This is a genomic window from Barrientosiimonas endolithica, assembly GCF_030296655.1.
Taxonomy (GTDB): Bacteria; Actinomycetota; Actinomycetes; order Actinomycetales; family Dermatophilaceae; genus Barrientosiimonas; species Barrientosiimonas humi.
On the sequence record NZ_AP027735.1, the window covers coordinates 425039 to 447714 of the forward strand.

The 22676-nt window shown below is 70.7% G+C and carries 14 protein-coding genes and 5 pseudogenes; 17 read left to right on the forward strand and 2 right to left on the reverse strand.

Annotated features, from left to right (window positions below; translation table 11 throughout):
- Positions 1-3: 3 nt before the first annotated feature.
- Positions 4-942 (reverse strand): hypothetical protein, encoded by a 939-nt coding sequence (locus QUE40_RS02155; RefSeq protein WP_142004213.1) that lies wholly within the window; start codon positions 940-942, stop codon positions 4-6.
- Positions 943-1290: 348 nt separating this feature from the next.
- On the opposite strand from QUE40_RS02155, the gene QUE40_RS02160 reads away from it, so the two are divergent.
- The 17 genes and pseudogenes from QUE40_RS02160 to QUE40_RS02235 all read left to right on the forward strand — a co-directional run bounded on the left by QUE40_RS02160 (position 1291) and on the right by QUE40_RS02235 (position 19918).
- Positions 1291-2598 (forward strand): geranylgeranyl reductase family protein, encoded by a 1308-nt coding sequence (locus QUE40_RS02160; RefSeq protein WP_142004214.1) that lies wholly within the window; start codon positions 1291-1293, stop codon positions 2596-2598.
- A gap of 70 nt (positions 2599-2668) precedes the next feature.
- Entirely contained in the window at positions 2669-3043 is a 375-nt protein-coding gene (locus tag QUE40_RS02165) for an NADH-quinone oxidoreductase subunit A (protein WP_433997035.1), read from the forward strand.
- Positions 3044-3068: 25 nt separating this feature from the next.
- Positions 3069-3623: a NuoB/complex I 20 kDa subunit family protein gene (locus QUE40_RS02170; protein ID WP_142004215.1), complete on the forward strand. Its 555-nt coding sequence runs from the start codon at positions 3069-3071 to the stop codon at positions 3621-3623.
- A gap of 227 nt (positions 3624-3850) precedes the next feature.
- A pseudogene (locus QUE40_RS02175) lies at positions 3851-4542 on the forward strand (NADH-quinone oxidoreductase subunit C).
- Positions 4542-5884 (forward strand): annotated as a pseudogene (locus QUE40_RS02180) (NADH-quinone oxidoreductase subunit D). The pseudogenes QUE40_RS02175 and QUE40_RS02180 overlap by 1 nt, the downstream one beginning before the upstream one ends.
- Before the next feature lie 33 nt (positions 5885-5917).
- Entirely contained in the window at positions 5918-6808 is an 891-nt protein-coding gene (gene nuoE / locus QUE40_RS02185; protein WP_289232185.1) for an NADH-quinone oxidoreductase subunit NuoE, read from the forward strand.
- Positions 6805-8142 (forward strand): NADH-quinone oxidoreductase subunit NuoF, encoded by a 1338-nt coding sequence (gene nuoF, locus QUE40_RS02190; protein ID WP_289232186.1) that lies wholly within the window; start codon positions 6805-6807, stop codon positions 8140-8142. The genes nuoE and nuoF overlap by 4 nt, the downstream gene beginning before the upstream one ends.
- Positions 8139-10632: pseudogene (locus tag QUE40_RS02195) on the forward strand (NADH-quinone oxidoreductase subunit G). The gene nuoF and the pseudogene QUE40_RS02195 overlap by 4 nt, the downstream one beginning before the upstream one ends.
- Positions 10629-12019 (forward strand): annotated as a pseudogene (nuoH, locus tag QUE40_RS02200) (NADH-quinone oxidoreductase subunit NuoH). Before QUE40_RS02195 ends, nuoH begins: the two co-directional pseudogenes overlap by 4 nt.
- Positions 12020-12047: 28 nt before the next feature.
- The gene (gene nuoI, locus QUE40_RS02205; RefSeq protein WP_142007348.1) at positions 12048-12719 is read left to right on the forward strand and encodes an NADH-quinone oxidoreductase subunit NuoI; all 672 of its coding nucleotides are present in this window, start codon (positions 12048-12050) and stop codon (positions 12717-12719) included.
- Positions 12716-13540, forward strand: coding sequence for an NADH-quinone oxidoreductase subunit J (locus QUE40_RS02210; protein WP_289232187.1), 825 nt, complete (start codon positions 12716-12718; stop codon positions 13538-13540). The genes nuoI and QUE40_RS02210 overlap by 4 nt, the downstream gene beginning before the upstream one ends.
- Positions 13537-13836, forward strand: a complete 300-nt coding sequence (gene nuoK, locus QUE40_RS02215; protein WP_142004222.1) for an NADH-quinone oxidoreductase subunit NuoK — start codon at positions 13537-13539, stop codon at positions 13834-13836. Before QUE40_RS02210 ends, nuoK begins: the two co-directional genes overlap by 4 nt.
- Positions 13837-13854: 18 nt before the next feature.
- Complete coding sequence (nuoL, locus tag QUE40_RS02220; RefSeq protein ID WP_289232989.1) at positions 13855-15807, forward strand: NADH-quinone oxidoreductase subunit L; 1953 nt, start codon at positions 13855-13857, stop codon at positions 15805-15807.
- Entirely contained in the window at positions 15807-17360 is a 1554-nt protein-coding gene (locus QUE40_RS02225; RefSeq protein ID WP_289232188.1) for an NADH-quinone oxidoreductase subunit M, read from the forward strand. Before nuoL ends, QUE40_RS02225 begins: the two co-directional genes overlap by 1 nt.
- Positions 17357-17950 carry a hypothetical protein gene (locus QUE40_RS18780; RefSeq protein ID WP_350227048.1) on the forward strand — a complete coding sequence of 198 codons (594 nt, stop codon included), beginning with the start codon at positions 17357-17359 and terminating at the stop codon, positions 17948-17950. The genes QUE40_RS02225 and QUE40_RS18780 overlap by 4 nt, the downstream gene beginning before the upstream one ends.
- Positions 17929-18918: an NADH-quinone oxidoreductase subunit NuoN gene (gene nuoN / locus QUE40_RS18785; protein WP_350227124.1), complete on the forward strand. Its 990-nt coding sequence runs from the start codon at positions 17929-17931 to the stop codon at positions 18916-18918. The genes QUE40_RS18780 and nuoN overlap by 22 nt, the downstream gene beginning before the upstream one ends.
- Positions 18915-19918, forward strand: a pseudogene (locus tag QUE40_RS02235) (polyprenyl synthetase family protein). Before nuoN ends, QUE40_RS02235 begins: the two are co-directional and overlap by 4 nt.
- A 291-nt stretch (positions 19919-20209) precedes the next feature.
- Here QUE40_RS02235 and QUE40_RS02240 read toward each other — a convergent pair.
- Complete coding sequence (locus QUE40_RS02240; protein ID WP_350227049.1) at positions 20210-22423, reverse strand: PhoX family protein; 2214 nt, start codon at positions 22421-22423, stop codon at positions 20210-20212.
- Positions 22424-22676: the final 253 nt, after the last annotated feature.

Below are 22676 nucleotides of genomic sequence, written 5' to 3' on the forward strand. Positions count from 1 at the left end.
TGCTCAGTAGTCGCGGAAGTACCGGGCGAAATCCGGCCGAGGCGTCAGCTGCCCTCGCCACCCGCGGCTGCGCAGTGCGTCGTGAACACGGCGAACCGTGCGCGACGGCTGGCGGTAGACGTCCTCCTTGAGGAAGACCGTGCTGAGCCACCCGTCGGTCGCGACGACCTCCCTGCGCTGCAGGTCCTTGCCCCACTGCTCGTCACTCGCCCGATGGCCTGCGCCGTCGTACTCGGCCGCGAGCAGGTACTCGCGGTAGCCCAGGTCGAAGCGGAAGAGCAGGATGCCCGACTCGTCGCGCACCTCGAGCTGGACCGTCGGCTCGGGCAGCCCGCCGAACACCAGGATCAACCGCAGGCGAGATTCCGGCCGCGAGTCGACTCCGGCCCGCACGAGGGCGGCAGCCTCTCGAGCCTGCACCGCTCCATCCCCGCGGAAGGTGCTGCACAGCTCGCGCAACGACTCGGGAGTCGCCCAGCCCATGCGTACGATCGAGTCGCCCAGCGTTACGAGGGCCACCAGGTCCAGGGTGTCGGCCAGCTCGAGGAACACCGTGGTCGGCGCAGACAGCGGCAGCCCGTCGCGGATCCAGACGGCGTCTTCGGCGCGACCCTCGCCATGCGACTGGCACTGGTGGGCGCGGACCCCTTGCCGGTTCGTCCGGTGCGGCGCCGCGCGGCACACGTGCACCTCCGGATGAGGGTCGACCCACAGCCCCAGCAGCTCCGCCGCGGTGTGGTGACTGATGTGGGCATCGTCGGGCAGGCACAGCAGCGCGGCGCGGCACCGCACTTTCAGGTCCACGGTGACGTCTGCTCCGATGAACACGCCGCGGTGCAGACGCCGAATATCGCGCGACCGCAGACGGCTCATCGGCATGCCGCCGGCTCTGGCGGTCGCCGTGGTGAACGGCTGTGAGGTGTCGAACGTGTCGCCCGTCATGCAAGCAGCGTGGGATCGAGGCCTGTGCCGGCCAACCTCCGCGTCCGCACCTGTGGAACACCCGCCGCGCCCGCGCGCGCATGTGGATGACGTAGATCGGCCGATATCGGGGGTTGTGACGTGCCGGGGCCTGGGCGACCTGCGTCTGCGGCCGATATCGGGGGTTGTGACGTGCCGGGGCCTCGGGGGCCTGCACCTGCGGCCGATATCGGGGCTTACCGCCCGCCGTACGCCCTCCGCACCTCACGCAGGCCGGCAGGGTAAGGGTTTCCTTAGTAGGGGCGCAGGAGCTGGCGGTCCTAGACTCGTCGAGTTCGTGAAAGCAGTCACAAGCGCGAGGAAGTAGTCGTGCCAGAGGCCACCGGAGCCACCCCCGACCACCAGGCCGATGTCATCGTCGTCGGCGCAGGTCCGGGCGGCTCGGCCGCAGCGGCCTACCTGGCGATGGCAGGTCTGGACGTCCTGCTGCTGGAGAAGACCAGCTTCCCGCGCGAGAAGGTCTGCGGCGACGGCCTCACCCCGCGCGCGGTCAAGGAGCTGATCACCCTCGGCGTCCCGACGCCCGAGGACGACGGCTGGATCCGCAACAAGGGGCTGCGCATCATCGGTGGCGGCATGCGGCTGCAGCTGGACTGGCCCGACCTCACCAGCTTCCCGCCCTACGGCCTGGTGCGCACCCGGCAGGACTTCGACGACATCCTCGCCAAGCACGCCGTCAAGCACGGCGCCCGGCTGCGCGAGCGCACCAACGTCACCGGCGCGACCCGCGACGCCCAGGGGCGTATCACCGGCGTGACCGCCAAGGACGTCGACGAGAACGGCCGCGCCACCGGCACCACGAGCACGTTCTCGGCGCCGCTGGTCATCGCCGCCGACGGCAACTCCTCGCGGCTGTCGCTCGCGATGGGCCGGGAGAAGCGCGAGGACCGCCCGATGGGCGTGGCCGTGCGCACGTACTACACCAGCCCCCGGCACGACGACGACTACCTCGAGTCCTGGCTCGAGCTGTGGTCCAAGGACGACCAGGGCAAGGACGTCCTGCTGCCCGGTTACGGCTGGATCTTCGGTGTCGGCGACGGCACCTCCAACGTCGGCCTGGGCATCCTCAACACCTCCAGCGCGTTCGGCAAGACCGACTACAAGGAGGTCATGCGGCGCTGGGTCGCGACGATGCCGGACGAGTGGACCTACAACGACCAGACGATGGTCGGCACCATCCGCGGCGCGGCGCTGCCGATGGGCTTCAACCGCCAGCCGCACTACGCCGACGGCCTGCTGCTCGTCGGCGACTCCGGCGGCATGGTGAACCCGTTCAACGGCGAGGGCATCGCGTACGCCATGGAGTCCGGCCGGCTCGCCGCCGAGGTCGCGGCGCAGGCGTTCGCCCGCGGCGACGACGCCGGGCGCGAGCGCGTGCTGCTCGGCTACAACGGCGTGATGAAGGACGCCCTGGGCGGCTACTTCACGCTCGGCCGCGGCTTCGCCAAGGTCATCGGCAACCCCGACGTCATGCGCCTCGCGGTGAAGTACGGCCTGCCGCGCGAGACGATGATGCGTTACCTGCTCAAGGTGATGGCCAACCTGTCCGAGCCGCACGGCGGTTCGGCCGGGGACCGCCTGCTCAACGCGATGTCCCGGATCACCCCCGCGGCGTGAACCACCCGGTGTACACCGTGAATACGATGGACCAGCGCCACGCCCGCGGCGCACGGAAGGAGCCAGCAGCGTGAATGGGCTGACCAACTACTCCTACCTCCCGCTGCTGTTCTTCGCGGGGATCGGTGCGTTCTTCGCGGTCTTCTCGGTCGTCGCCGGGGCGCTCGCCGGCCCCAAGCGCTACAACCGCGCCAAGGTCGAGGCGTACGAGTGCGGCATCCAGCCGAGCCCCCACGCCGAGGGTGGCGGGCGCGTGCCGATCAAGTACTACCTGACGGCGATGCTGTTCATCATCTTCGACATCGAGAGCGTGTTCCTCTACCCGTTCGCGGTCGCGTTCGACCAGCTGGGGCTGTTCGCGCTGATCGAGATGGTGCTGTTCATCACGACCGTGTTCGTCGCCTACGCCTACGTCTGGCGGCGCGGCGGCCTGGAGTGGGACTAGTCCCCCCAGGGAGAAGGAGCGAGACATGGGTATCGAAGAGAAGCTTCCCGCCGGCTTCCTGCTGACGACGGTCGAGCAGGTCGCGGGCTACATGCGCAAGAGCTCGGTCTGGCCGGCGACGTTCGGCCTGGCCTGCTGCGCGATCGAGATGATGGCCGTCGGCACACCGGACTACGACATCGCCCGGTTCGGGATGGAGCGCTTCAGCGCCACCCCGCGCCAGGCCGACCTGATGATCGTCGCCGGCCGGGTGAGCCAGAAGATGGCCCCGGTCGTGCGCCAGGTCTACGACCAGATGCCCGAGCCGAAGTGGGTCATCTCGATGGGCGTGTGCGCCAGCTCCGGCGGCATGTTCAACAACTACGCCATCGTGCAGGGCGTCGACCACGTCATCCCGGTCGACATCTATCTGCCCGGCTGTCCGCCGCGGCCGCAGATGCTGCTCAACGCGATCCTGGAGCTGCACAAGCACATCCAGAGCACGCCGCTCGGCGCGAACCGGGTCGAGGCGGCCCGCGCTGCCGAGGCCGCCGCGCTGAGCGCGACCCCGACCCACCAGATGAAGGGGCTGCTCGCGTGACCGACGACAACGGCGCCAAGCCCGACAGCAACGCGGCCGACCAGCCCGTCGACGCCAACGCCGGCAACAACACGGCCGACAAGCCCGTCGACAGCAACAACGCCGACAAGCGCAACGCCGCCGACAAGACCGGCGACAAGCCCACGCTCGGCCCGCCGACCACCGGCCCGGTCACCGAGCCGCCGACCGACCCCAAGCCGCTCACCGAGGCCGCCCAGGAGGGCGCGGTGCTGCCGTCCGAGCAGCGCCAGCCCGAGCCGGTCGAGATCGCCCGCCGCAAGGGCATGTTCGGCTCCTCGCTCGGCAACGACACCAGCGGTTACGGCGGCCTCGAGCGGCCGATCATCTTCCCGGGGCGACCCCGCGCCCGTACGGCGGCTGGTTCGACCAGCTCGCCGACGGCCTCGAGGCGGCGCTGCCCGCCGTCGGCACCGGCTTCGGCGACGCCGTCGAGCGGGTCGTCATCGACCACGGCGAGATGACGCTGTACGTCCGTCGCGAGCTGCTCGTGCCCGTCGCCCGCGCGCTGCGCGACGACCCGGCCCTGCGCTTCGAGATGTGCACCGGCGTCTCCGGCGTGCACTACCCGCAGGAGTCGCGTCGCGAGCTGCACGCGGTCTACCACTTCCTGTCGATCACCCACGGCAGCAAGCGGATCCGCGTCGAGGTGACCTGCCCCGACGACGACCCGCACATCCCCTCGATCGTGGAGGTCTACCCCTCGGCCGACTGGCACGAGCGCGAGACCTGGGACATGTTCGGCATCCAGTTCGACGGGCACCCGGCGCTGACCCGGATCCTCATGCCCGACGACTGGCCCGGCCACCCGCAGCGCAAGGACTACCCGCTCGGCGGCATCCCCGTGGAGTACAAGGGCGCCACCGTCCCGCCACCCGACCAGCGGAGGTCGTACAGCTGATGAGCACCACCCAGCACGAGCAGCCGAACGACGTCTACGGCGACGAGCAGGACGCCCCCGTCCTCAACGCCTTCGGCGGCGACTGGGACGACATCGCCGACGAGGCGTCCGCCCTCCACGAGGAGCGGATCGTCGTCAACATGGGCCCGCAGCACCCGTCGACCCACGGCGTGCTCCGGCTCATCCTCGAGCTCGACGGCGAGACCGTCACCGAGGCGCGCGCCGGCATCGGCTACCTGCACACCGGCATCGAGAAGAACATGGAGTTCCGCACCTGGGTGCAGGGCGTCACGTTCTGCACCCGGATGGACTACGTCATGCCGCTGTTCAACGAGGCGGCCTACTGCATGGCGGTCGAGAAGCTGCTCGACATCACCGACCAGGTGCCCGAGCGGGCGCAGACGATCCGGGTGCTCATGATGGAGCTCAACCGGATCACCTCCCACCTGGTGGCGCTGGCGACCGGCGGCATGGAGCTGGGCGCGACCACGGTCATGACGATCGGCTTCCGCGAGCGCGAGCGCATCCTGTCCATCTTCGAGATGGTCACCGGGCTGCGCATGAACAACGCCTACATCCGCCCCGGCGGCGTCGCCCAGGACCTCCCGCCCGGCACGATCGACAAGGTCCGCGAGACCATCCCCGAGCTGCGCCGCGGCATCGGCGAGCTGGAGTCGCTGCTGCTGGAGAACCCGATCCTCAAGGGCCGCACCGTCGACGTCGGCTACCTCGACCTCGCCGGGTGCATGGCGCTCGGCATGACCGGCCCGATCCTGCGCTCGACCGGCCTGCCGTACGACCTGCGCAAGGCCGACCCGTACTGCGGCTACGAGACGTACGACTTCGAGGTCGCCACCTGGGACACCTGCGACGCCTACGGCCGGCTGCGGGTGCGCGTCGAGGAGATGCACCAGTCGCTGCGCATCGTGGAGCAGGCGCTGGAGCGGCTCGAGGCGAACCCGGGCCCGGTCATGGTGGCCGACAAGAAGATCGCCTGGCCGGCCCAGCTGTCGGTCGGCAGCGACGGTCAGGGCAACAGCCTCGACCACATCCGCGAGATCATGGGTGAGTCGATGGAGTCGCTCATCCACCACTTCAAGCTGGTGACCGAGGGTTCCGCGTCCCGCCGGGGCAGGCGTACGTCGGGATCGAGAGCCCCAAGGGCGAGATCGGGTGCCACGTGGTGTCCGACGGCGGCACGCGCCCCTACCGCGCGCACTTCCGCGACCCCAGCTTCAACAACCTGCAGGGCACGGCGGCGATGTCCGAGGGCGGCGCGGTCGCCGACGTCATCGTGGCCGTGGCCTCGATCGACCCCGTGATGGGTGGTGTCGACCGTTGAGCCACGACGGACTGCGCCAGGAAGGCCCGTGTCATGACTGATATCGACGCGCACAGCGACCCGCTGCACCAGCTGACGCCGCTGCAGGCCAGCGACGAGCCGTACGACGAGCAGACCCTGGCCGACCTGCGCGAGGACGCGGCCGAGGTCATCGCCCGCTACCCGCAGAAGCGGTCGGCGCTGCTGCCGCTGCTGCACCTGATCCAGAGCGTCGACGGCTTCGTCACCGGCCGCGGAGTGCGGTTCTGCGCCGAGCAGCTGGACCTGTCCGAGGCGGAGGTCTCGGGCGTCGCGACGTTCTACACCCAGTACAAGCGCCACCCCAATGGCGACTACACCGTCGGCGTGTGCACCAACACGCTGTGCGCGGTGATGGGCGGCGACCTCATCTGGGAGACGGTCTCGCAGCACCTCGGCGTCGAGCACGACGAGACGACCCCGGACGGCAAGATCACCCTCGAGCGCATCGAGTGCAACGCCGCGTGCGACTTCGCCCCGGTGGTCATGGCCAACTGGGAGTTCTTCGACAACCAGACCCCCGAGTCGACGGTGCGCCTGGTCGACGACCTGCGCGCCGGGCGCGACGTGCGTCCGACCCGCGGCCCCGGCAGGGTCTGCACCTTCAAGCAGGTCTCGCGGGTGCTGGCCGGCTTCCCCGACGGCCTCGCCGACGAGGGCGTGGGCGCCGGAGCCGCCTCGCTCGAGGGGTTGCGCCTGGCCAAGGAGGCCGGCGTCGACACCAGCTCCGACGCCAGCGCGGCCGAGGCGAGCCAGGGCGACACCGAGCGCTCGGTCGCCGCCGACGACGCCGCCACGCCTGCGACGCCGCCCGTCACCGGCTCCACCGACACCCCCGCCAACGCTCCGGACGCCGACCCGCAGCCGCAGTCGCACACGCCCGCGAAGGAGGACGAGCAGTCATGAGCAGTGCCGCCGAGAAGCTCACTCCGATCCTCACCAAGTTCTGGGACGACCCGCAGTCCTGGACCCTCGCGACGTACGAACGCCACGAGGGCTACCAGGCGCTGAGCAAGGCCCTGGCCATGACCCCCGAGGACCTCGTGCAGATGTCCAAGGACTCCGGGCTGCGCGGTCGCGGCGGCGCCGGCTTCCCGACCGGCATGAAGTGGGGCTTCCTGCCGCCGCCGGACGGCGGGCCGCGCTACCTCGTGGTCAACGCCGACGAGTCCGAGCCGGGCACCTGCAAGGACATCCCGCTGATGATGGCGGCGCCGCAGTTCCTCATCGAGGGCGTGGCGATCACCTCCTACGCCATCGGCTGCAACCACGCCTTCATCTACGTGCGCGGCGAGGTCGCCCACGTCTACCGCCGCCTGCTGCGCGCGGTCGAGGAGGCGTACGCCGCCGGTCACCTCGGCACCAACATCCACGGCAGCGGCTTCGACCTGGACATCACCGTCCACGCCGGCGCCGGCGCCTACATCTGCGGCGAGGAGACCGCGCTGCTGGACAGCCTCGAGGGCCGTCGCGGCCAGCCGCGCCTGAAGCCGCCGTTCCCCGCGGTGGCCGGCCTGTACGCCCGCCCCACCGTGGTCAACAACGTGGAGAGCATCGCGTCGATCCCGCCGATCGTGCTGCACGGCGCCGACTGGTTCGGCGGCATGGGCACCGAGAAGTCCAAGGGTTTCGGCATCTTCAGCCTGTCCGGCCACGTCGAGCGCCCTGGGCAGTACGAAGCCCCGCTCGGCATCACGCTGCGCGAGCTGGTGGACCTGGCCGGCGGCATCCGCAAGGGCCACCGGCTGAAGTTCTGGACGCCGGGCGGCAGCTCGACGCCGATCTTCACCGACGAGCACTGGGACGTACCGCTGGACTTCGAGTCGGTCGCCGCGGCCGGGTCGATGCTCGGCACCCGCGCGCTGCAGATCTTCGACGAGACGGTGTCGGTCGTGCGCGCGGTGTCGCGCTGGATCGACTTCTACGCCCACGAGTCCTGCGGCAAGTGCACCCCGTGCCGCGAGGGCACCTTCTGGCTCAAGCAGATCCTGACCCGCCTCGAGCACGGCCAGGGCACCCAGGACGACATCGACAAGCTCGTCGACGTCTGTGACAACATCCTCGGTCGCAGCTTCTGCGCGCTGGGCGACGGCGCGACCTCGCCCGTCACCTCGGCCGTGCAGTACTTCCGCGACGAGTTCGAGGCCGGTATGACCACGCCCTGGTGGGAGCTGTTCCCGCCGGAGCGCTCGGTGCTGTTCCCGACGGCCGCACCGGTGAAGGAGAACGTCAGCGCATGACCGCCACCGCCCCCGCCCCCAAGGAGCAGGCGACCGACCTCGTGACCCTCACGGTCGACGGGGTCGCCGTCAGCGTGCCCAAGGGCACCCTGGTCATCCGGGCCGCCGAGCAGATCGGCATCCAGATCCCGCGGTTCTGCGACCACCCGCTGCTCGACCCGATCGGCGCGTGCCGGCAGTGCCTCGTCGAGGTGTCGACCAAGGCCCCCGACGGCGCGATGAAGCCGATGCCCAAGCCGCAGGCCTCGTGCACCCTCGAGGTCAGCGAGGGCATGGAGGTCAAGACCCAGCAGTCCTCGCCGGTGGCCGACAAGGCCCAGCAGGGCGTCATGGAGCTGCTGCTGGTCAACCACCCGCTCGACTGCCCGGTCTGCGACAAGGGCGGCGAGTGCCCCTGCAGAACCAGGCGATGAGCAACGGCCGGCCCCGCACCCGGTTCGAGGACATCAAGCGCACCTTCCCCAAGCCGATCAGCATCTCCAGCCAGGTGCTGCTCGACCGCGAGCGCTGCGTGCTGTGCGCGCGCTGCACCCGCTTCTCCGACCAGATCGCCGGTGACCCGTTCATCGCGCTCATCGAGCGCGGTGCGCTGCAGCAGGTCGGCATCTACGAGGAGAAGCCGTTCGAGTCCTACTTCTCCGGCAACACCATCCAGATCTGCCCGGTCGGTGCGCTGACCAGCGCGGCGTACCGGTTCCGCTCCCGCCCGTTCGACCTGATGTCGACCCCGAGCGTGTGCGAGCACTGCGCCAGCGGTTGCTCGCTGCGCGTCGACCACCGCCGCGGCGTGGTGCTGCGTCGCATGGCGCTGGAGAACCCCGAGGTCAACGAGGAGTGGAACTGCGACAAGGGCCGCTGGGCGTTCACCTACGCCACGGCCCGCAACCGGCTCGAGACGCCGCTGGTGCGTGACGCGTCGGGTGCGCTGCAGGTCGCGGCGTGGCCCGAGGCGATCGCGGCGGCCGCGGCCGGCCTGCAGATCGCGCGCGACGCCGGTGGCGTCGGCGTGCTGCCCGGCGGCCGGGTCAGCGCCGAGGACGCCTACGCCTACAGCAAGTTCGCGCGCATGGTGCTCGGCACCAACGACATCGACCTGCGGGCGCGCCCGCACTCGGCCGAGGAGGCGGCGTTCCTCGCGCACGCCGTCGTCGGCACCGGCCCCGACACCGGCGCGGTGACCTACACCGACGTCGAGCACGCCCCGTCGGTGCTGCTCGTCGGGCTGGAGCCCGAGGAGGAGTCGCCGATCCTGTTCCTGCGGCTGCGTCGCGCGTTCCGCAAGAACAAGACCAAGGTCGTCTCGCTCGCGCCGTACGCCACCCGCGGCCTGGAGAAGGTCGGCGGCACCCTGGTGCCGACGGCCCCCGGCACCGAGGCCGAGGTGCTCGACGCCCTCGCCGCGGGCGCGGCCGACCTCGGTGACGACGTGGCCGCGACCGTCCAGGACCTCGGCGCCGACTCGCTGATCCTCGTGGGGGAGCGGCTGGCCACGGTGGCCGGCGGCTTCTCGGCGGTGCTCGAGCTCGCCAAGGCCAAGGGCGCCCGCGTCGCGTGGGTCCCGCGGCGTGCCGGTGAGCGCGGCGGCGTCGAGGTCGGCGCCCTGCCCAACCTGCTGCCCGGCGGCCGGCTGGTCACCGACGCGGCCGCGCGCGACCAGGTCGCGACGATCTGGGGCGCCACCGACCTGCCCGACACCGAGGGCCGCGACCTGACCGCCATCCTCGAGGCCGCCGCCTCGGGGCAGCTGGCCGGTCTCGTCGTCGGCGGGGTCGACCCCGACGACCTGCCCGACCCGCAGCTCGCGCGCCGCGCGCTGGAGAAGGCGTTCGTCGTCTCCCTGGAGATCCGCGAGGAGGCCGCGGCGTCGTACGCCGACGTCGTGCTGCCCGTCGCGCCGCACCAGGAGAAGGCCGGCACGTTCTTCGACTGGGAGGGCCGCCCGCGCCCGTTCGAGCAGTCGCTGGAGTCGGTCGCGATGGCCGACTTCCGGGTGCTCGACCTGCTCGCGGCCGAGCTGGGGGAGTTCCTCGGCACCCGTTCGCTGGACCAGACCCGCGCCGAGCTCGACGAGCTGGGCACGATCGGCAGCACCGGCGCCCCGGCGCCGCGCGTGCGCCGCGGGGAGTGCCGCGGCCGCTCGTCGGCGAGGCCGTCCTCGCGACGTGGAGCCAGCTGCTCGACCTCGGCCTGATGCAGCAGAACGAGCCGTTCCTCGCCGGCACCGCCCACCGGCCGGTCGTGCGCCTCTCGGCGGCCACCGCCCAGGGCGTCGGCGTGGTCGAGGGCCAGCCGCTGAACGTGTCGACCAAGCGCGGCACCATCACCCTGCCCGCCCGCATCACGGCGATGCCCGACCACGTCGTCTGGCTGCCCACCAACTCGCCCGGCTCGACCGTGCGGGCGACCCTCGGTGCGGTCGGCGGCGACCTCGTGCGGCTCACCCCGGGTGAGGCGCTCCCGCAGCAGACCACCAAGGACGGTGTCGCATGAGCCTGCTCGCCACGGCCGCGCAGGCGGTCCCCGCCGCCGTCACCGACAACCCGTCGGCCGACTTCAGCGACACGCCCTGGTGGCTGTCGCTGGTCAAGGCGGTGCTGCTGTTCGTCTACCTGCTGCTCAGCACGCTGCTGGTCATCTGGTTCGAGCGGCGCGTCATCGGCCGCATGCAGCAGCGTCCCGGCCCCAACCGCACCGGCAAGTTCGGTCTGCTGCAGACCCTGGCCGACGGTGTGAAGCTGGCGCTGAAGGAAGACGTCGTCCCGCGCAACGCCGACAAGATCATGTTCTGGCTGGCGCCCGCGCTCGCCGGCGCGATGGCGTTCGTGTCGTTCGCGATCATCCCGCTCAGCAACGGCGTGTGGATGTTCGGTCACTTCACCCCGCTGCAGCTCACCGACACCCCGATCGCGGCGCTGCTGGTGCTCGCGGTCGCCGGTGTGGGTGCCTACGGCATCGTCCTCGCGGGCTGGAGCTCCGGCTCGACCTACCCGCTGCTCGGTGGACTGCGCTCGAGCGCCCAGGTGATCTCGTACGAGATCGCGATGGGTCTCGCGCTCGTGGCGGTCTTCCTCTACGCCGGCTCGATGTCGACCAGCCAGATCGTGACGGCGCAGAAGGGGCTGTGGTTCATCATCCCGGCCTTCTTCTCCTTCGTCGTCTACGTCATCACGATGGTCGGCGAGACCAACCGGCTCCCGTTCGACCTCGCCGAGGGCGAGGGCGAGCTCACCGGTGGCTTCCACACCGAGTACTCCTCGCTGAAGTTCGCGATGTTCTTCCTCGGCGAGTACGTCAACATGTTCACCGTCTCGGCCCTGGCCACCACGCTGTTCCTCGGCGGCTGGCAGGCGCCCCCGGCATCGCCGCCATCGGTGACGGCATGTTCAACGGCGGCTGGTGGGGCCTGTTCTGGTTCACCGCCAAGCTGTGGGCCTTCGTGTTCCTGTTCGTGTGGCTGCGCGGTTCGCTGCCGCGCGTGCGCTACGACCAGTTCATGAAGCTGGGCTGGAAGGTGCTCATCCCGACCACCCTGGTGTGGGTCGTCATGGTGGCCTTCATCCGCGCCTCCGAGCTGGGCTTCCTCGGCGAGGGCAGGGTCAGCCTGCTGGGCCGGGAGTACTCCCGCGCCACGCTGTTCGTGATCGCCTGCATCGCGCTGCTGGTGCTCGCCGCCGCCTGGATGTGGGACAGCCGCCAGGCGCGCAAGAAGGCTGAGCGCGAGGCCGACCGGCCCGCCGAGGAGGTCGACCCCTTCGCCGGCGGGCACCCCGTACCCCCGCTGCCGGGGCAGCGACTCGTCGAGCCCGCCCCGGCGCTGGCCGCCGCCCGTCCGCAGCGGGCCACCGACGACCACCCGACGGAGGAGATCCGTGGCTGACAACGCCAAGAGCAACGACGACGCGGGCATGCTCGCGAAGGTCGCCGGCTTCGGCGTGACCTTCTCGACCATGTTCCGCAAGGTCAAGACCGAGCAGTACCCCGAGGAGAAGCGGCCGACCCAGCTGCGCTACCACGGCCGTCACCAGCTGAACCGGCACCCGGACGGGCTGGAGAAGTGCGTCGGCTGCGAGCTGTGCGCCTGGGCCTGCCCGGCCGACGCGATCCTGGTCGAGGGCGCCGACAACGACGACGCCACCGGGCAGCGGTTCTCGCCCGGCGAGCGCTACGGCCGCGTCTACCAGATCAACTACCTGCGCTGCATCTTCTGCGGGCTGTGCATCGAGGCGTGCCCGACGCGCGCGCTGACGATGACCAACGAGTACGAGCTCGCCGACGACAACCGCGCCGACCTGATCTTCACCAAGGAGCAGCTCCTCGCCCCGCTGCAGGCGGGCATGCTGCCGGCGCCGCACCCGATGGTCGCCGGCATGGAGGAGCGCGACTACTACCAGGGCAAGGTCACCGGCGCCACGCAGCAGCAGGAGGAGTGGGTGCGCACGCACGAGCACGACGAGCAGCCCGACGGCGCGCAGCGGGAGACCGCGCAGCCGCAGGGCGCGCGACCGGACGGCTCGCAGCCGGTGGGCGGCGCGTCCACCGGCGCCACCCGGGCTGGTGCCGACGGGGCCGCCCGATGATGGCGCTCGGTGGCGGCGAGGCCGCGCTCTTCTGGATCGCCGGCCCGCTGAGCGTGTTCGGCGCGCTGACCCTGCTGTTCGCCCGCAAGGCCGTGCACGCCGCGATGGGCATGGCGCTGACGATGGTGCTGATGGGCGTGTTCTACATCGCCCAGCAGGCCGAGTTCCTCGGCGTCATCCAGATCTTCGTCTACTCCGGCGCCGTGATGATGCTGTTCCTGTTCGTCATCATGCTCGTCGGCGTCGACTCCTCCGACTCCCTCGTCGAGACGATCAAGGGCCAGCGCGTCGCCGGCCTGCTGCTCGCCGGGGCGCTCGCGGCCATGTCGCTCGCGCTGATCGCGCGCACCCAGTTCCGGCCGATCAACGCCTCGGTCGACCCCAACGCCGACGGCAACGTCAGCGGGGTCTCCAAGCTGATCTTCGGCCCGTACGTCTGGGCGTTCGAGGCGACCAGCGCGCTGCTGATCACCGCCGCGCTCGGCGCCATGGTGCTCGCGCACCGCGAGCGGCTGCGCCCGAAGCCGACCCAGGCCGACTGGGCCCGCCGCCGCGTCCAGTCCGGCGAGAACGTCGCCGGTCTGCCCGCGCCCGGTGTGTACGCCCGGCACAACGCGGTCGACACCCCGGCCCTGCTGCCCGACGGGCAGCCCTCGGAGCTGTCGATCTCGCGCGTGCTGCGCGCCCGCGGCCAGGTGGCCCCGACCGCTGGCTACCTCGAGGCCACCGAGGACGCCGACCGCGAGACCGGTCAGCCCGACCCCGACTCCGACGGGACGCAGACCGCGGTCGCCGACACCACCCCGGGAGGTGCCCGATGAACGTGACCAACTACATCTACCTCTCGGCGATCCTGTTCGCCATCGGCGCCGCCACGGTGCTGCTGCGCCGCAACGCGATCATCGTGTTCATGGGCGTCGAGCTGATGCTCAACGCCGCGAACCTGGCGTTCGTCACCTTCGCCCGGATGCACAGCGAGCTCGACGGTCAGGTCATCGCCCTGTTCGTCATGGTCGTCGCTGCCGCCGAGGTCGTGGTCGGCCTCGCCATCATCATGGCGATCTTCCGTGCCCGCCGGTCGGCCTCGGTCGACGACGCCAACCTGCTGAAGCTGTAAGGAGCCGGTGTGACCCTCATGACCCCCACGGGCCTGGTGGCCTCCGGCGCCACCGAACAGGCTGCCGCGGCCACCGGTGCCGCGTCGGTCGCCTGGCTCCTCGTCGCGCTGCCGCTCGCCGGCGCCGCGCTGCTGCTGCTCGGCGGCCGCGCCCTGGACAAGGTCGGCCCGCTCGTCGCCACCGCCCTGTCCTGGGGCAGCTTCGTCGTCGGCGCGCTGATCGTGCTGCAGATGATGGGCCGCGACCCCGAGGCCCGCGCCCAGCACCTGGCGCTGTACGACTGGATCCCGGCCGGCGCGTTCAACCTCAAGGCCGGTCTGCAGATCGACCAGCTGTCGATGGTCTTCGTGCTGCTCATCACGTTCGTGGGCTCGCTGATCCACGTCTACTCGCTGGGCTACATGGAGCACGACCCGGCCAAGCGGCGCTTCTTCGCCTACCTCAACCTGTTCGTCGCGGCGATGCTGCTGCTCGTGCTGGCCGACAGCTACCTGCTGCTGTTCGTCGGCTGGGAGGGCGTGGGTCTCGCGTCCTACCTGCTGATCGGGTTCTGGAACTACAACCCGGCGTACGCCACCGCGGCCAACAAGGCGTTCATCGTCAACCGCGTCGGCGACATCGGCATGCTGCTGGCGATCTTCACGATGTTCGCCACCATCGGCCGCGTCGACTTCGTGGGCGTCAACGAGGCCGTCGGCTCGATGAGCCAGGGCGCGCTGCTCGCGATCGGGCTCTTCCTGCTGCTCGCCGCCTGCGGCAAGTCCGCCCAGTTCCCGCTGCAGAGCTGGCTGGGCGACGCGATGGCCGGCCCGACCCCCGTGTCGGCGCTGATCCACGCCGCGACCATGGTGACCGCCGGCGTCTACCTCATCGTGCGCAGCGGGGCGATCTTCGACGCCTCGCCCGACGCGCGCCTCGCGGTCACCATCGTCGGTGCGATCACGCTGCTCTACGGGGCGATCGTCGGCTGCGCCAAGGACGACATGAAGAAGGCGCTCGCCGCCTCGACCATGTCGCAGATCGGCTACATGATGCTGGCCGCGGGCCTCGGCCCGGTCGGCTACGCCTTCGCGATCTTCCACCTGCTGACGCACGGCTTCTTCAAGGCCGGGATGTTCCTCGGCGCCGGCTCGGTCATGCACGGCATGAACGACCAGGTCGACATGCGCCGGTTCGGTGGGCTCAGCGCCGTCATGAAGATCACCTGGGTGACCTTCGGCCTGGGCTACCTCGCGATCATCGGCTTCCCGTTCCTGTCCGGCTACTGGTCCAAGGACAAGATCATCGAGTCCGCCTTCATCGGCGAGGGCTGGCGGCCGTGGGTCTTCGGCGGCGTGGCGATGCTCGGTGCGGGGATCACCGCGTTCTACATGTCGCGGATGTTCTTCATGATCTTCCAGGGCAAGCGCCGCTGGCTGGAGGAGTTCAACGGCAAGCCGGTGCACCCGCACGAGTCCCCGGCGACCATGACCATCCCGATGATGGTGCTGGCGGTCGGCTCGGCCCTGCTGGGCCTCGCGCTCGGCCCGACCGGGATCATCACCGACTGGCTCGAGCCGGTCGTCGGCGGCCACGGCGAGGAGCACCCGGTGCTGCCCGTCCCGGTCATCACCGGCGGCACCCTGCTGGTCGTCGCGCTCGGTGCCGGCCTGGCCTACCTGCGCTACTGGCGCGACGAGGTCCCGGTCACGCCACCGGTCGGGTCGGTCGCGACCCGGGCCGCGCGCAAGGACCTCTACCAGGACGACATCAACGAGGCGGTCTTCGCCCGTCCTGGTCTGCACCTGACCCGCTCGCTGGTCTACTTCGACAGCAAGGGGATCGACGGTGCCGCGGGCGGTCTGGCCGCGATGGTGGGCGGTAGCTCGTCCCGGTTGAAGAAGGTCCAGAACGGCTTCGTGCGGACCTATGCCCTGACGATGCTGCTCGGTGTCGTCGCGATCCTCGGTGCCGTCTGGGTGGTGCAGTGATGTCTAGCTCGTTCCCCTGGCTCACCGTCCTCGGGGTCGTCCCGCTGGTCGGTGCGCTCCTGATCCTGGTGCTGCCGCGCCGCTCGGCCGCGCTCGCGCGCCCGATCGCGCTCGCGACCTCGCTGGTCGCGCTGCTCGTCGGCGTCGGCGCCGCCACCCAGTTCGACTGGGGCGGCGGCGAGGGTCAGTTCCAGCTGACCGAGACCCACGCGTGGATCCCGCAGTTCGGCGTCTCGTACGCCCTCGGCGTCGACGGCATCGCGCTCGCCCTGATCCTGATGAGCCTGATCCTCGTCCCCATCTGCCTGCTGGCGGCCTGGGACGACGTGGCGCCCGGCGACGGGCGCCGGCTGCAGACGTACATGGCGCTCATGCTGGTCCTGGAGACCTTCATGATCGGGGTCTTCGCCGCGCGCGACGTCTTCCTGTTCTACGTGTTCTTCGAGGCCATGCTCATCCCGGTCTACTTCCTCATCGGGATGTTCGGCGGGGCGCGCCGGCAGTACGCCGCCGTGAAGTTCCTGCTGTTCTCGCTGGCCGGCGGGCTGATCATGCTCGTCGCCGTCATCGGCCTCTACCTGCAGGGCCCGCGCGGGGGCGACGGCTTCCTGGTCGAGAGCCTCACCGGCCTCGACCTGGGCACCGGCACCGAGCGCTGGCTGTTCCTCGGCTTCTTCATCGCCTTCGCGGTGAAGGCGCCGATGTGGCCGGTGCACACCTGGCTCCCCGACGCCGCGTCGGCCTCGCGCCCGGCGACCGCGACGCTGCTGGTCGGCGTGCTCGACAAGGTCGGCACCTACGGCATGATCCGGTTCTGCCTGCAGCTGTTCCCCGAGGCGTCGCAGTGGGCGACCCCCGTGGTCATCACGCTCGCGGTGATCTCGATCATCTACGGCGCGATCGTGGCCATCGGCCAGGACGACATGCTGCGCCTGATCGGCTACACCTCGATCAGCCACTTCGGCTTCATCGTGCTCGGCATCTTCGCGCTGACGACGACCGCCGGCATCGGCTCGAACCTGTACATGATCAACCACGGGTTCACCACCGCCGCGCTGTTCCTGTTCGCCGGGATGCTCATCAAGCGCCGCGGCAGCAGCCGGATCAGCGACTTCGGCGGCTGGCAGAGGGTCACCCCGGTGCTCGCCGGCGTCTTCTTCGTCGCCGGTCTGTCGGGTCTGGCGCTGCCGGGCCTGAACTCCTTCGTGTCCGAGTTCCTCGTGATGGTGGGCACGTTCGGCAAGTACAAGGTCGCGACGGTGATCGCCGTGGTCGGCGTCGTGCTCGCGGCGCTGTACATCCTGCTGATGTACCAGCGGGTGATGACCGGGCCGAAGCCCGACGACCCCGAGGTCGATGGGCGGCCCGTGCCCGACCTGAACGTGCGCGAGAAGCTCGTCGCCGCCCCGCTCATCGCCCTGTTCCTGATCCTGGGCTTCTTCCCGAAGCCCGCGCTCGACCTGCTGCGGCCGGCCGTCACCACGACGCTGCAGTACGTCGGAGTCACCGACCCGGCACCCACCCAGGGTGTCGCTGAGGGGAGCAACCCGTGATCGCCGCGCCCATCGGCGTGCCCGCCGCAGAGTTCCAGCCGAGCGACTTCGCCTACTCGGCGCTGCTGCCGATCTTCATCGTGTTCGGCGCCGCGCTGGTCGGCGTGCTGATCGACGCGTTCGCGCCGCGCGCGAGCCGTTACGTCGCCCAGGTGACGCTCACCTGCGTCGCGCTGGTCGCCGCGTTCGTCGCGGTGGTCACGATCTCCCGCGACAACCTGTCCAAGACCGCCTCGGGCGCGATCGTCATCGACGGCCCGAGCCTGTTCCTGCAGGGCGCGGTGCTGGCTCTCGGGTTCACCGCCGTGCTGGCGATGGCCGAGCGGCTCGACCGCGACCAGCCCGACACGTTCACCCAGGCCGGCGCGGCGACGCCCGGCTCCCCGCAGGAGACCGCCGCCGTGCGGCTCGGCGCCACCAGCACCGAGGTCTTCCCGCTGACGCTGTTCTCCATCGCGGGCATGATGATGTTCGTCGCCGCCGGTGACCTGCTGGTCATGTTCGTGGCGCTCGAGGTCCTCTCCTCCCGCTGTACATCCTCGCCGGGCTCGCGCGGCGCCGTCGCCTGCTGTCGCAGGAGGCGTCGCTGAAGTACTTCCTGCTCGGGGCGTTCTCCTCGGCGTTCTTCCTCTTCGGTGCGGCGCTGATCTACGGCTACTCCGGCTCGGTGCACCTGAACGAGATCGCCGCGTCGCTGAACCAGGTCGTCGGGCAGGACCCGCTGCTGATCACCGGGCTGGTGCTGGTGCTGGTCGGCCTGCTGTTCAAGATCGGCGCGGTGCCGTTCCACTCCTGGACGCCCGACGTCTACCAGGGCTCGCCCACCCCGGTCACCGGGTTCATGGCGGCCTGCACCAAGCTCGCGGCCTTCGGCGCGCTGCTGCGCGTGCTGTACGTCGGGTTCGACGGGCTGGCCTGGAACTGGAAGCCGATCATCGCCGTCGTCGCGGTGCTGACGATGGTCGTGGGCGCCGTGCTCTCGGTGACGCAGACCGACGTCAAGCGGCTGCTGGCGTACAGCTCGATCACGCACGCCGGGTTCATCCTGGTCGGGCTGATCGCGCTCGACCGCGCCGGCCTGTCCGGGGTGATGTTCTACCTCGTCGCCTACGGCTTCAGCACCATCGCGGCGTTCGCGCTGATCGCGCTGGTGCGCAGCCAGGGCAGCGAGGCGACGCACCTGTCGCAGTGGGCCGGTCTCGGCCGGCGCAGCCCGCTCGTGGCGGCGCTGTTCAGCTTCCTGCTGCTGGCCTTCGCCGGCATCCCGCTCACGGCCGGGTTCACCGCGAAGTTCGCGGTGTTCGGCGCCGCGATCGGTGGCGGGGCCACCTGGCTCGCGGTCGTCGGCGTGGTCGCGTCGGCGGTCACGGCGTTCGTCTACGTCAAGGTGATCGTGCTGATGTACTTCTCCGAGCCGACCGGTGACACCGCCGCCGTCGTGCCGTCGGCGCTGGGCGCCGTGTCGGTCGCCATCGGCGTGCTCGCCACGGTCGTGCTCGGCGTCGCGCCGTCGCCGCTGCTCGACCTCGCGCACTCCTCGTCGTTGTTCATCCGGTGACGCAGGCACCCGCCGCCCTGTCCGGCCTCCCCGGCGCCTCGCCCGAGCTCGCGGCTCGGCTGCTCGAGGGCCTCGGCCGGGTCGACGCCCGGCTGCGCGAGGTCGTCGACCACGACGACCCGTTCGTCGCGCAGGCCTCGCAGCACCTGGTCGACGCCGGGGGCAAGCGCTTCCGGCCGATGCTGACGCTGCTGGCCGCCGAGATCGGGGAGGCGTGTCGCCCGAGGTGGTCGACGCCGCCACCGGTGTCGAGCTGACCCACCTGGCCTCGCTCTACCACGACGACGTCATGGACGAGGCCACGCTGCGGCGCGGCGTCGCCAGCGCCAACGCGGTCTACGACAACTCCACCGCGATCCTCGTCGGCGACCTGCTGTTCGGGCGGGCCTCGGAGATCATCGCCGGGCTCGGCGCCGAGGCGGTGCGCATCCAGGCGCAGACGTTCGTGCGGCTGTGCGCCGGTCAGATCCAGGACGACCGGCAGGCGCCCGGCGACACCGAGCCGATGGCGTACTACCTGCAGGTGCTGGCCGACAAGACCGGTGTGCTGATCGCGACGGCCGCGCGCTACGGCGCGATGTTCTCCGGCTGCACCGACGAGCAGGTCGAGACGCTGCGCGAGTACGGCGAGCTCATCGGCATCGTCTTCCAGCTGTCCGACGACATCCTCGACGTCACCAGCGAGGCCGACGACTCCGGCAAGACCCCCGGCACCGACCTGCGCGAGGGCGTCGCCACCCTGCCCGTGCTGTACGCCCGCGCCGACGACTCGCCCGCCAACGCCCGGCTTCGCGAGCTGCTGGCCGAGCCGCTCACCGACGACACGCTGCATGCCGAGGCGCTGGAGCTGCTGCGCGCCCACCCGGCGATCGAGCAGGCCCGCGCGCACACGCTGCGGCTGGCCGACCAGGCCGCTGACCTGGCCCGCCGGCTCCCCGCCGGCGACGCCCGCGACGCGCTCGAGGCGCTGCCGCTGTCGGTGGCGCAGCGCTCGGCCTGAGCGGTCGGGCTTCCTCCGGCGACGTCCCCGCCCTGCCTCCGTTCCCTGGCACGAAACCGGGTTAGGTTCGTTTGACCCCCATCGATCGAGGTCAAACGCACGTAACCCGGTTTCATGCGGAGGGGTGGCGGATCCGCTGCCGGCCGGGCGAGCCCCGTCCCACAACGGGGCGAGCGCGCACGAGCCCGGCGATGACGTACGCCCTCGCCCACGCACGAGCGCCCGGCACCGTGATGGTGCCGGGCGCTCGCGTCGTACGTCATGGTCGAGCGGTACGTCCTCGCGACCTGGTCAGTCCTGCTCGGCCGGGTCGTTGATCCGGCGGCCGGCGACCGCCGCGCCACCGACGACCGCGGCGCCCACGGCTGCGGCGGCCACCGAGGTGGCGGCGTTGCTGCCCTGGCGCGAGACGCCGGTCTCGACGGGCGGGCCCGTGGGGCCGGTCGGCTGGGTGCCGGTGGCCGTCGGCGAGGGCTCCTGCGTGCCGGTCGCGGTCGGCGACGGCGAGGGCTCGCCCGGCTCGTCGGTCGGCTTCTCGACGTAGAGCTGGATGACCGACGGGCGCGGCTGGCCGGTGCCGTCGTAGGGGAACAGCGAGGCCGGGTTGGCCGGGGTGCGGCCCTCGATCTCGCCCGGGTGCTGCACCGAGCAGAGCACCGTGATGTCGTCGACGATGAGCGGTCCGGCCGACTCGGCGCCGTGCGGCACGGTGTGGAACTGCTGCAGGTGACCGGCCTTGTCACCGGCCAGCGGCATCATGAAGAACGCGTCGGCGTTGCCGAGGTCGTTGCCGTCGGTCGAGATCCACAGGTTGCCCTTGCCGTCGAACGCGACGTTGTCGGGGCAGGAGATCGGGCTGACCTGCGACTTGTCGTAGCCGTCGAAGTAGGTCGTCGGGTCCTTCGGGTCGCCACAGATCAGCACGAGCTTCCAGACGAAGTCGGTCTTGGTGTGGTCGTTGCCGGGCGCGGTGATCTCGAGGATCTGGCCGTGCTTGTTGTTCGCGCGCGGGTTGGCCTCGTCGATCTGGCTCGGGACACGCTTGCTGTTGTTGGTGAGCGCGGCGTACACCCGGGTGTTGACCGGGTTGACCTCGACGTCCTCGGGGCGGTCCATCTTGGTCGGGCCGACCTTGTCGGCGGCGATGCGGGTGTGGACCAGCACCTCCTCGACGCTCATGCCGGGCACCTTCGACTTGCCGCCGACGACCAGCGGCAGCCACTCGCCGGTGCCGTCGCTCACGCCGTCGTCGGCGCCGTCGCCGGTGAACTTCGCGACGTAGAGGTCGCCGTCCTCGAGCAGCTTCTTGTTGTGCTGGCGCGAGCCGGCGACGTACTTCTTGCGCGAGACGAACTTGTACATGTAGTCGAAGCGCTCGTCGTCACCCATGACCGCGACGACGCGGCCGTCGGGGGCCACGGTCACGTTGGCGCCCTCGTGCTTGAAGCGGCCGAGGCCGGTGAGCTTCTTCGGGGTGGAGGTGGGGTCTAGCGGGTCGACCTCGACGATGTAGCCGAACCGGTTGGGCTCGTTCGGCTCCTGCGCGGTGTCGAAGCGCGGGTCGACCTTGTCCCAGCCGCGGCCCTCGCCGTCGATGCCGTAGCGGGCGTACGACTCCTCCTGGCCGGCCGGGGCCGACTCGGCCTTGAAGTAGCCGTTGAAGTTCTCCTCGCCCGACAGGATCGTGCCCCACGGCGTCATGCCGCCGGCGCAGTTGGCGATCGTGCCGAGGACGGTGCGGGCCTTCGGGTCGGCCTTGGTCGCGAGCAGCTTGCTGCCGCGCAGCGGGCCGACGACCTCGAACGGCGTGGAGGCGGTGATGCGGCGGTTCTTGCCGGCGCCCATGTGCGCGGTCCACTCGGCGCCCTTGCGGGTGACCTCCACGATCGACAGGCCGTGGGCCATCATGACGACCTTCAGCTGCTCGACGCTCAGCTCGGACGCCTCGAACATCAGCTCGTCGTTGGTGTACTCATTGTTGACCACGAGGACGCCCGCGTCGTCACCGGTCTTGACCAGGCCGACGTAGTCGCAGTTGTAACCGAACTGCTTCTCCTGCGCGGCGGCCGTCTGGTTGTCGAAGTCGAACTCCGGCGCGCCCTTGACGATCGGGTCGCCCCACTTGACCAGCGGCTTCCAGACGAAGCCCTCGGGGGTGACGACCTTGTCGGTCTCGAACGGCACGGGGGCGGTGCCGGTGAAGTCGTAGACGAAGCGGCTGCGGGTGGCCGGCGCGGCGGGAGCGGCGGCCGGTGCGGCGGCGGCGCGCTGCCCGCCGGCGAAGGTGGTGAGGCCGGCGATGGCGGCCACGGCGCCGGACGCCTGCAGCACGCGGCGGCGGCTGGCGCCACGGGCGACGACGTCGCCGAAGTAGTCGTTGTCGGAGGTGTTCGGCACCGGCTTGGAGCAGGCGTCGTCACACTTGTACTTGCAGGTCATGGGGCTTCGGCCACCTGCGTGCGACGGGCGCAGGAGCGGCAGGAACGTGCGGGTGGGGGCAGTCACGTGAACGGAGTCCTTCGTCGTGCTTGATGGGGTCCCCAGGACGCTAGAGCGACAGGGCGCCCGGTGTCTCGGGTTAGAGGGAAGCCTGGGGGAAGGGTTGGTGACATCGAGGAGAACGAGCCTGCGACGTGGGGGGCGAGCGAGCTTCGGGCGAGCCGACGTGCGGGTGGCAAGCCGACGTGCGGGTGGCAAGCCCGATGTACGGGTGGCGAGCCGATTTGCGGGTGGCGAGCCGATGTGCGGGTGGCGAGCC